The organism is Enterobacter cloacae complex sp. S3, from assembly GCF_014930495.1.
In the GTDB taxonomy this organism is placed as follows: Bacteria; Pseudomonadota; Gammaproteobacteria; order Enterobacterales; family Enterobacteriaceae; genus Enterobacter; species Enterobacter asburiae_B.
Genome location: NZ_JADBRD010000038.1, coordinates 1 through 9047, shown reverse-complemented (window position 1 = coordinate 9047; position 9047 = coordinate 1). Strand labels below are relative to the sequence as shown.

The 9047-nt window shown below is 58.7% G+C and carries 13 protein-coding genes and 2 pseudogenes; 2 read left to right on the top strand and 13 right to left on the bottom strand.

What is annotated here, in order from left to right:
* From IM317_RS19990 to merT, 9 genes and pseudogenes are all read right to left on the bottom strand, one after another.
* A pseudogene (locus tag IM317_RS19990) lies at nucleotides 1–238 on the bottom strand (IS6 family transposase); the annotation flags it as partial.
* Between the two features lie 71 nt (nucleotides 239–309).
* On the bottom strand, nucleotides 310–867 hold the full coding sequence (locus tag IM317_RS19985) for a recombinase family protein (RefSeq protein ID WP_001162010.1): 558 nt from the start codon (nucleotides 865–867) through the stop codon (nucleotides 310–312).
* Between the two features lie 129 nt (nucleotides 868–996).
* Nucleotides 997–1986 (bottom strand): DUF3330 domain-containing protein, encoded by a 990-nt coding sequence (locus IM317_RS19980; RefSeq protein ID WP_024552207.1) that lies wholly within the window; start codon nucleotides 1984–1986, stop codon nucleotides 997–999.
* Nucleotides 1983–2219: a broad-spectrum mercury transporter MerE gene (merE, locus tag IM317_RS19975; RefSeq protein WP_021138754.1), complete on the bottom strand. Its 237-nt coding sequence runs from the start codon at nucleotides 2217–2219 to the stop codon at nucleotides 1983–1985. Before merE ends, IM317_RS19980 begins: the two co-directional genes overlap by 4 nt.
* Entirely contained in the window at nucleotides 2216–2581 is a 366-nt protein-coding gene (merD, locus tag IM317_RS19970) for a mercury resistance co-regulator MerD (RefSeq protein WP_021138753.1), read from the bottom strand. The genes merE and merD overlap by 4 nt, the downstream gene beginning before the upstream one ends.
* A gap of 17 nt (nucleotides 2582–2598) precedes the next feature.
* Entirely contained in the window at nucleotides 2599–4284 is a 1686-nt protein-coding gene (gene merA, locus IM317_RS19965; RefSeq protein WP_024552206.1) for a mercury(II) reductase, read from the bottom strand.
* Between the two features lie 39 nt (nucleotides 4285–4323).
* Nucleotides 4324–4746 (bottom strand): organomercurial transporter MerC, encoded by a 423-nt coding sequence (gene merC, locus IM317_RS19960; protein ID WP_024552205.1) that lies wholly within the window; start codon nucleotides 4744–4746, stop codon nucleotides 4324–4326.
* 27 nt (nucleotides 4747–4773) lie between these two features.
* On the bottom strand, nucleotides 4774–5049 hold the full coding sequence (gene merP / locus IM317_RS19955; protein ID WP_024552204.1) for a mercury resistance system periplasmic binding protein MerP: 276 nt from the start codon (nucleotides 5047–5049) through the stop codon (nucleotides 4774–4776).
* Between the two features lie 12 nt (nucleotides 5050–5061).
* On the bottom strand, nucleotides 5062–5412 hold the full coding sequence (merT, locus tag IM317_RS19950; protein WP_024552203.1) for a mercuric ion transporter MerT: 351 nt from the start codon (nucleotides 5410–5412) through the stop codon (nucleotides 5062–5064).
* Between the two features lie 71 nt (nucleotides 5413–5483).
* Here merT and merR point away from each other — a divergent pair, with 71 nt between their 5' ends.
* Nucleotides 5484–5918, top strand: coding sequence for an Hg(II)-responsive transcriptional regulator (gene merR, locus IM317_RS19945; RefSeq protein WP_024552202.1), 435 nt, complete (start codon nucleotides 5484–5486; stop codon nucleotides 5916–5918).
* Between the two features lie 6 nt (nucleotides 5919–5924).
* On the opposite strand, the gene lspA is transcribed toward merR, so the two are convergent.
* Both lspA and IM317_RS19935 read right to left on the bottom strand, forming a co-directional pair.
* On the bottom strand, nucleotides 5925–6428 hold the full coding sequence (gene lspA, locus IM317_RS19940) for a signal peptidase II (RefSeq protein WP_049015781.1): 504 nt from the start codon (nucleotides 6426–6428) through the stop codon (nucleotides 5925–5927).
* Nucleotides 6429–6431: 3 nt separating this feature from the next.
* On the bottom strand, nucleotides 6432–7328 hold the full coding sequence (locus IM317_RS19935; RefSeq protein ID WP_004364974.1) for a cation transporter: 897 nt from the start codon (nucleotides 7326–7328) through the stop codon (nucleotides 6432–6434).
* A gap of 95 nt (nucleotides 7329–7423) precedes the next feature.
* On the opposite strand from IM317_RS19935, the gene cadR reads away from it, so the two are divergent.
* Nucleotides 7424–7831, top strand: coding sequence for a Cd(II)/Pb(II)-responsive transcriptional regulator (cadR, locus tag IM317_RS19930; RefSeq protein WP_004364961.1), 408 nt, complete (start codon nucleotides 7424–7426; stop codon nucleotides 7829–7831).
* A gap of 88 nt (nucleotides 7832–7919) precedes the next feature.
* On the opposite strand, the pseudogene IM317_RS19925 reads toward cadR, so the two are convergent.
* Both IM317_RS19925 and IM317_RS19920 read right to left on the bottom strand, forming a co-directional pair.
* Nucleotides 7920–8537: pseudogene (locus tag IM317_RS19925) on the bottom strand (AAA family ATPase); the annotation flags it as partial.
* 24 nt (nucleotides 8538–8561) lie between these two features.
* A partial coding sequence (locus IM317_RS19920) for an IS3 family transposase (protein WP_114141628.1) occupies nucleotides 8562–9047 on the bottom strand: 486 nt, incomplete at its 5' end.

The following is a 9047-nucleotide window of genomic DNA, read 5'->3' as shown; positions in this document are numbered from 1 at the left end:
TTGAATCCCGGTGCCACGGGCAAAGATCGGAAGGGTTACGCCAGTACCAGCGCAGCCGTTTTTCCATTTCAGGCGCATAACGCTGAACCCAGCGGTAAATCGTGGAGTGATCGACATTCACTCCGCGTTCAGCCAGCATCTCCTGCAGCTCACGGTAACTGATGCCGTATTTGCAGTACCAGCGTACGGCCCACAGAATGATGTCACGCTGAAAATGCCGGCCTTTGAATGGGTTCATGTGCAGCTCCATCAGCAAAAGGGGATGATAAGTTTATCACCACCGACTATTTGCAACAGTGCCTGGCATGGTCAGTCTTCCCGCAGGTACTGGTACAAGGTTTCGCGGCTGATGCCGAAGTCACGGGCCACCAAGGTTTTCTGGTCGCCTGCCGCAACTCGCCGTTTCAACTCGGCAATTTGTTCGCTGTTCAGCGATTTCTTTCGTCCCCGGTAGGCCCCGCGCTGCTTAGCCAGCACGATTCCCTCGCGCTGACGTTCGCGGATCAGAGCGCGCTCGAACTCAGCAAAGGCTCCCATGACCGACAGCATCAGATTGGCCATCGGTGAGTCCTCGCCGGTGAACGTTAGCCCTTCTTTGACGAACTCCATGCGCACGCCCCGTTGTGTCAGCCCTTGGACGATGCGGCGCAGGTCATCAAGGTTGCGTGCCAACCTGTCCATGCTATGCACCACCACGGTGTCGCCCTCGCGGACGAAGGCCAGCAGCCTTTCAAGTTCGGGACGTTGTGTGTCCTTGCCTGAAGCCTTATCGGTGAATACCTTGCCGACTTCTATTTGTTCCAGTTGTCGATCAGGATTCTGGTCGAAGCTGCTGACGCGAACGTAGCCGATACGTTGACCTTGCAAGATGCCTCCAAAGGTAAAAATGTCAGGATGAAATCTATTACCCTTGGCTGAATGTGTCAATAAATATAAATTAATACCCTACTCTGACGTTGTTTGTGCTCAACATCTGACATCAGGTTAGGGTATGCCTCAATCTGACGGCGGCGAACCGCAAGCGTTCAGTTCGGCGCTCGTTTCGGTCGCGTTGCTTGCCCGCGCCTGGAAGCGTTGATAACACTCCAGCCCGCAGAAGCGCTCGACGTACTCCGCACCTTCCGGTGTGAAGGCGGCGTCGAGCGGGATTTCCTTGCAGCACACGCAGCAACTGGTGGCAGTCGGATCATTTGCATTCATGGTGGCACCCCTCCATTGACTGACAAAGGCGGCGAATGCCGCCGCCGGCACTGGCTTGGCGAACAGGAAGCCTTGCCCCGTATCGCACTCCGCTTGCCGCAACAGCGCGAGACTGGTCGGCGTTTCCACGCCCTCGGCCACCACGTCCATTCCCAGCCCGTGCGCAAGCTGAATCACGGTGTGCACGATGGTCCGGTCGCGGTGGTCGTCGGCGAGTCCGGCGACGAAGGACTGGTCGATCTTGAGCTTAGTAATCGGGCAGCACTTCAGGTGTTGCAGACAGGAATACCCCGTCCCGAAGTCATCGGCAGCGAAGCGCACACCGATCTGTCGCAAGGCTTCCAGGGCTGGGAAGATCGCCGGATTGCCGAACGCGACCGATTCGGTCAGCTCAATTTCCAGATACTCGGCAGGCAACTCGGCGTCAGCCAGCACGCCCTTTACCCACCCGTCGAAATCCGGTCCTACCTGGCTCGCCGAAACATTGACGGCGAGCCGGAACGGTTGCCATGCCAGCATCCGCCATTCGCGCATCTGGCGGCAGGCGGTGCCCAGCACCCAAGCGCCGATTTCAGGCATCAAGCCGGACGATTCGACCACGGGCAGGAACTGGCCCGGCGGCAAAAGTCCGAGCTGCGGATGACGCCAGCGCAACAGGGCTTCCGCACCGACAATCTGGTCACTGCGCAAATCGACAATCGGCTGGTAGTGCAGCTCAAACTGCCCGCGCACAACCGCCTGCGCCAATTCGGTCGCCGTCCATCTGGCGGGCAGTGATGTGCTCACGATCTTTCCTTGAAGACCCGCAACAGCCGCGTCACGGACAGGACAAACAAGCCGGTCAGCGTGATGGCTGCAATACCCCAATGCTCCCCGATGAACGCGCCGGCCGTCGTCCCCGCGAGCACCACAGCGAGAATCGGCAAATGGCAGGGACAGGTGAGCACGGCCAACGCGCCCCACAGGTAGCCGGTGAACGGCTTGTGTGTCTCGGTCGGCAAGCGCTCGGGGCTGTTCATGGCAGACTCTCCGCATGCTGTACCAGCTCGGTCGGCATGGTGGCCAACTGCACCTCCAGATCGGCCAATGCTTCGCGCCGACGTTCGACGAACTGGCGCAGCACGGCAAGCTGCGCGGCCGCTTCGTCGCCGTCCGCGGTATCCAACGCCCGGCACAGCCGCGCCAGCGCGTCGAGACCGATACCCGCTTCGAAAGCAGCCCGCACGAAGCACAGCCGTTGCAAGGCCGCATCGTCGAACAGGCCGTAGCCGCCAGGGGTGCACGCCACCGGCCGCAGCAGTCCGCGCAGCAGGTAGTCGCGCACGATGTGCACGCTCACCCCGGCATTAAGGGCCAGCCGGGACACCGTGTAGGCGTTCATCGAACACCTCCTTTTTCTCACCCGGCGCAGCAGGAAAGCTGCTTCACATCCTTGTTAAAGGTCTGCGCCGCGAGCTTCAGTCCCTCGACCATCGTCAGATAGGGGAACAACTGGTCGGCCAGTTCCTGCACGGTCATCCGGTTACGGATGGCGAGTACCGCCGTCTGGATCAGTTCGCCGGCTTCCGGCGCGACCGCCTGTACGCCGATGAGCCGTCCACTACCTTCCTCGATGACCAGCTTGATGAAGCCGCGTGTGTCGAAGTTGGCGAGCGCACGCGGCACGTTGTCCAAGGTCAAGGTGCGACTGTCGGTCTCGATCCCGTCGTGCTGGGCCTCTGCCTCGCTGTAGCCCACGGTGGCGACTTGCGGATCGGTGAACACCACGGCAGGCATGGCGGCAAGGTTAAGCGCCGCGTCACCGCCCGTCATGTTGATCGCCGCACGGGTGCCGGCCGCTGCCGCCACATAGACGAACTGAGGCTGGTCGGTGCAGTCGCCGGCCGCGTAGATGTCCGGCGTGCTGGTCCGCATGCCGACGTCGATGACGATAGCGCCTTGCAGGTTGAGCGCGACACCTGCCGCGTCCAGCGCCAGGCTGCGCGTGTTGGGCGAGCGACCGGTGGCGACCAGCAGTTTGTCGGCGCGCAGCTCGCCGTGCGCCGTGGTGAGCACGAATTCGCCGCCCTCGTGCGCGACCTGGCTGGCCTGGGTGTGCTCCAGCACCTCGATCCCTTCGGCGCGGAACGCCGCCGTGATTGCCTCACCGATGGCCGGGTCTTCGCGGAAGAACAGGGTGCTGCGTGCAAGAATCGTTACTTTGCTGCCCAGTCGGGCGAACGCCTGCGCCAGTTCCAGCGCTACCACCGACGAACCAATCACGGCCAGCCGCTCAGGAATGGTGTCGCTGACCAGTGCTTCGGTGGAAGTCCAGTACGGCGTGTCCTTCAGGCCGGGAATCGGCGGCACGGCCGGACTCGCGCCGGTGGCAATCAGGCAACGGTCGAACGCCAGCACACGTTCGCCACCACCGTTGAGTTGCACGGTCAGGCTGTGCGCGTCCTTGAAACGGGCTTCGCCGTGCAGCACGGAGATGGCGGGATTGTCATCCAGGATGCCTTCGTATTTGGCGTGGCGCAGTTCGTCGACGCGCGCCTGCTGCTGGGCCAGCAACCGCTCGCGCAAGATCGTCGGCGGTGTGGGCGGCATGCCGCCATCGAACGGGCTTTCTCGGCGCAAGTGGGCGATGTGCGCGGCGCGGATCATGATCTTGGACGGCACGCAGCCGACATTGACGCAGGTGCCGCCGATGGTGCCGCGCTCGATCAAGGTGACGTGCGCGCCTTGCTCGACGGCTTTCAGCGCCGCCGCCATCGCCGCGCCACCGCTGCCGATAACGGCAATATGCAATCCGCCACCGTCACCACCAGCCTTGTCGCCGCTACCTAGCCATTCGCGCATCTTTCCGAGCAAGCCACCGCCCACCGGAGGCACGGGCGCGTCGGCGAGCGTGGCCCGATAACCGAGTCCGGCCACGGCGGCAGTCAACGCGTCCGGCGATATGCCGGCCTCGACGGCGAGTTTGGCGCTGCCCTTCGTATAGGAGACATCCGCCGACTGCACGCCGGGAACTTTCTCCAGGGCTTCCTTGACGTGCGTCGCACACGAGTCACAGGTCATGCCGGTGATTTTGAGGGTGGTCATTCATCGTTCCTTTTCTGTGTTGGCCGCTGGCTCACGCAGTCAGTCGTGTTTCGCGGGGAGTTCGCAGCCATCCGGGCCGCAGCGGCGATTTACCGGCGAAACCAAGTCCCAGATCGACACGCCGATCATCAGGGCTAGGCCGGTGTATACGAGGCGTGCTGTCCACCAGTTGCCAAGCAGCCAGACGGTTCCGGCGAACACGATGGCTGGCCCGATCATGCCGAGCAGGCTGCGGTGCCATTGCCGATGACTCAGCCAGCCCAGTGCATTCGCCAGCAAAGCCACGACGGCGAACAGCGGTAACAGCGTGGAGATAAACAACCCTTCGTATTCCTGTAGAAAGCTCAGCCCGATGGCCGCGCCCAAGCTGGCGAGGGCCGGGAAGCAGGCGGCGCAGCCCATCGCTGAAACAACGCTGCCGAGCGCGCCAGCCTTGTCGGCAATGCGTGTGATCATCCCCATGATCGCCCTAGGCTCTGGTTCAGTGGCTCACTGCTTGACGCTGGAGGGATAGCCCGCGTCTCCGGTTGCCTTGGTCAGCTTCTGCACGCTGGTCTTGGCATCATCGAAGGTGACCACCGCTTCGCGTGTCTCGAAGGTCACGTCAACTTTGCTGACGCCTTCGACCTTGGAAATCGCCTTCTTGACGGTAATCGGACAGGCAGAGCAGGTCATGCCCGGTACGGACAGTGTGACGGTCTGGGTAGCGGCCCACACGGGGGCAACAACGGCGGCGAGGGCGAGGGAGGCAAACAGTTTCTTCATGGTGAACTCCGATCAGTAGAAAAATGGCATGACATAGGGAAATCCGAGCGCGACCAGAACCAGCACGGCCACGACCCAGAAAATGAGCTTGTAAGTCGCTCGCACTTGGGGAATCGCGCAGACCTCACCCGGTCTACAGGCTTGCGCAGGGCGGTAGATGCGCCGCCAGGCGAAGAACAAGGCTACCAACGCTGCGCCGATGAAAATCGGGCGATAGGGCTCCAGCACGGTCAGGTTGCCGATCCATGCCCCGCTGAATCCCAAGGCGACCAAGACCAGCGGCCCGAGGCAGCAGGTCGAGGCGAGGATGGCGGCCAGTCCGCCAGCGAAGAGCGCGCCGCGCCCGTTTTGTGGTTCAGACATGCGCTTGTCCTTTCGAATTTGAATTGGATAGCGTAACCTTACTTCCGTACTCATGTACGGAGTCAAGTGATATGGAAAACAATTTGGAGAGCCTGACCATTGGCGCTTTTGCCAAGGCGGCCGGGGTCAACGTGGAGACGATCCGGTTCTATCAGCGCAAGGGCCTGCTGCCGGAACCGGACAAGCCTTACGGCAGCATTCGCCGCTATGGCGCGGCGGATGTGACGCGGGTGCGATTCGTGAAATCGGCCCAGCGGCTGGGCTTCAGCCTGGATGAAATCGCCGAGCTGTTGCGGCTCGATGATGGCACCCACTGCGAGGAAGCCAGCAGCCTGGCCGAGCACAAGCTTCAGGACGTGCGCGAAAAGATGGCCGACCTGGCGCGCATGGAAACCGTGCTGTCTGAACTGGTGTGCGCCTGCCATGCGCGGAAGGGGAATGTTTCCTGCCCGCTGATCGCGTCGCTACAGGGCGGAACAAGCCTGGCAGGGTCGGCTATGCCTTAGCGTGCTTTATTTTCCGTTTTCTGAGACGACCCCTTTTTTACCCAACAAGCTGCTGGAAACGAAAAGTAAGGCACCGAGGACAATTGCAATATCAGCCAGGTTGAAGGCCGGCCAATGCCAGTCTCGCCAATAGAAATCAAAGGAATCCACAACATAGCCGCGAAAGACCCGGTCAATCAGGTTGCCCATGGCGCCACCGAGGATAAGACTGTAAGCGATGGCTTCTCCTTTATGACGATTTTCAAGGATCAGCTTGATCAGAAAAATCGAGACCACTACCGCGATTCCGATAAAAAAGTAGCGCTGCCAGCCTCCACCATTCGCAAAAAGACTGAATGCGGCACCGGTGTTCCATAGGTGCACCCAGTTAAAGAACGGGGTCACCGAAACATACTCGCCATAGGCCATTGATTGCTGCACCAGCCACTTTACAGCCTGATCAGACGCTGCCAGCAGGCCCGATATGGACAATAGGGCATACGGCGAGAGCTTTTTGCCAATAATGAGCATTATTTAACCCTTCAACGCCAAAATGCGTCTGGCACCGTTAAGTACAATGCCCCCCGCGATGGTGCCGATAATCAGATCCGGATAATTGGAACCGGTCCACGCGACCAGGGCGCCGGCGGTGATGACCCCCAGGTTGATCACCACGTCGTTGGCCGAGAATATCCAGCTTGCCTTCATGTGCGCCCCGCCTTCCCGATGTTTGGATATGAGCAGCAGACAACTGGTATTGGCAATCAATGCGACGAATGCGATAGCCATCATCACCAGCGATTCAGGCTCACTACCGAATACAAAGCGTCTCACCACCTCTACGAGCACGCCCACAGCCAAGATCAGTTGCAGTACACCAGCAAGATGCGCGGCACGTACCTGCATTTTCACGCTATGTCCAACCGCATAAAGGGCAAGCCCGTACACCGCCGCATCGGCAAAATTGTCCAGGGATTCTCCAATCAGGCCGGTGGACCGGGCGATCAGACCGGCAGTCATTTCCACCACGAACAGAAGTGCATTGATGCCGAGCAACCAGCGCAGGGTCCCGGATTCTTGCTTAGCAGAAGCTGCCGAAAACTCGGCGGCCTTGATGGTCTCCGGATTTGCAGCGACGGTTTCCTGAAGCGAGGCGCCTAGCCCCAAGGTCTTCAGTTTCGAGGTGACGGGCTCGACCTCGCCGTCATGCACGACCTTCAGCCGGCGGTTCGACAAGTCGAAGGACAGCGCCCGAATCTCCTCAAAGCCGTTCAGGGCTAGGCGAATCATTCGTTCTTCTGATGGACAGTCCATCTTCGGCACGGCATAAACACTGACCCATCTCCCTGGCGCCTCGGAGGAGGCCTGTATATCGGTATCCGCTGCGGACGTTGCATCACCGCCACAGGCGCCACCACAGGATTTGCTCATGATACGACTCCACTTGAACAATGTTGTGGTACCATTTAAAACTATAAAGCTACTATAAGGTCAATAGAGTAAAGAATCCGTTGGGGAGGAGGCTGATGCGCATTGGTCAGTTGGCGCAGTTGGTAGGGGTCGAAACACAGACGATCCGCTTCTATGAACAGCAGGGCTTGTTGCCGCCGCCTGATCGGCAGGACAACGGTTACCGTGTCTATACCGAGAAGCATGGTGAGGGGCTGGCCTTCATCCGTCGCTGCAGAATCCTGGGCCTGTCACTGGCTGAGATTCACGAACTACAGAGCTATCAGGACGACCCTCATCAGCCTTGTACCGCCGTCAACGCCTTGCTCGATGATCACATCTCTCATGTGCGGTCGCAGATAACCGCTCTGCAAGCGCTTGAGAAACAACTCGTTTCACTGAGAGCGAGTTGCAACGATGACCGGGAAGTTGAGGCGTGTGGGGTTCTTGCTGGAATTAGCGAAGGAAACATGCACCAGCAGTAGGTGAAGCATCAACCAGATAATCCGATGAGATGCCGGTCTGTCTCACTCTCATGCAAAGGTAAGATCAACCATTTAATCCGCTTACCCATTTATCCAGCGTTCTCTGTGCGACATCCAGTACGCTGTCCTGGATCTCATTTTCCAGCGCTGTAATTTTGTCCTGCAGCGCCGCCTGAGCGTCTTTTACGGCCTGCTGTAAGGGGTTTTTAGCTTCTGAATCCCCGTCGCTGCTTTCCCTGTCGGCTTTGAAAATCGCATACGTGGGCAGCAAATCGAGGATCTTACCCCATAATGATTTTGTGTCGGTTCCAAACTCTTTATCGACATCCAGCAACATTTCCGAACAGGTATAGGGAGCGGCGGCTTCCCTGATGGCCTGACGCCATAACGATGCGGTGCGTTTATCCGCCACATTTTTTTCAACTTCTTTTCCCACCGCCTTGAGTTCGGAAATTTTCATGCCCAGTAAATTTCTCAGGGGCTCCTCATCCGGGTGGATGCAGCGGATGCAGGTCTGCTCCGGTTTTCCTGAGGTCGTTGCTTTAAACGTTTTGACGATTTCAAAATTGCCGTCTTCATTCAGCAGATGTTCTGAGGCGAGCGTGGTCTGCACCCTGTCGTCGATCATGATAAAATCGGGCAGATCATCGAATTCACAGGCTATTTCAAAACGGCCCTCCCCTTCTCTCAGGCTGAAACAGTTCATGTCATTTGAATCGCCACGGATAATCTAGACACTTCCGAGCCGTTGATAATACTGGTTTTCATATTCTGTCGGTGACATCTGATCGCTAGAACCATGCCGACGCTTACTGTTATAAAACATTTCGATGTAATCAAAAATATCGCTGCGGGCTTCTTCCCGCGTTCCGTAGATCTTTTTCTTTATCCGTTCGCGTTTCAACAACTGGAAAAAGCTTTCTGCAACCGCATTATCATGGCAGTTACCGCGACGGCTCATGCTGCCCTCCAGGCCGTGTGATTTCAGGAACGACTGCCACTCATGGCTTGTGTACTGACTGCCCTGATCCGAATGAACCAGCACCTGTTTTTGGGGATTACGCCGCCATACAGCCATCAGCAGTGCGTTCAGGACAATGTCCTTTGTCATCCGGGATTGCATGGACCAGCCGATAATTTTGCGTGAGAACAGATCAACAACCACGGCAAGATACAGCCAGCCTTCGTGGGTCCTGAGTAGAGTAAGAGGCAGGGC

What these genes read in the sequence shown, in the direction of transcription:
- merC (WP_024552205.1), bottom strand. Translation starts at nt 4,746, where the DNA reads ATGGGGATGATCACACGCATTGCCGACAAGGCTGGCGCGCTCGGCAGC.
- cadR (WP_004364961.1), top strand. Translation starts at nt 7,424, where the DNA reads ATGCGCATTGGTCAGTTGGCGCAGTTGGTAGGGGTCGAAACACAGACG.
- lspA (WP_049015781.1), bottom strand. Translation starts at nt 6,428, where the DNA reads ATGCTCATTATTGGCAAAAAGCTCTCGCCGTATGCCCTATTGTCCATA.
- merT (WP_024552203.1), bottom strand. Translation starts at nt 5,412, where the DNA reads ATGTCTGAACCACAAAACGGGCGCGGCGCGCTCTTCGCTGGCGGACTG.
- merD (WP_021138753.1), bottom strand. Translation starts at nt 2,581, where the DNA reads ATGAACGCCTACACGGTGTCCCGGCTGGCCCTTAATGCCGGGGTGAGC.
- merE (WP_021138754.1), bottom strand. Translation starts at nt 2,219, where the DNA reads ATGAACAGCCCCGAGCGCTTGCCGACCGAGACACACAAGCCGTTCACC.
- IM317_RS19935 (WP_004364974.1), bottom strand. Translation starts at nt 7,328, where the DNA reads ATGAGCAAATCCTGTGGTGGCGCCTGTGGCGGTGATGCAACGTCCGCA.
- merP (WP_024552204.1), bottom strand. Translation starts at nt 5,049, where the DNA reads ATGAAGAAACTGTTTGCCTCCCTCGCCCTCGCCGCCGTTGTTGCCCCC.
- merR (WP_024552202.1), top strand. Translation starts at nt 5,484, where the DNA reads ATGGAAAACAATTTGGAGAGCCTGACCATTGGCGCTTTTGCCAAGGCG.
- merA (WP_024552206.1), bottom strand. Translation starts at nt 4,284, where the DNA reads ATGACCACCCTCAAAATCACCGGCATGACCTGTGACTCGTGTGCGACG.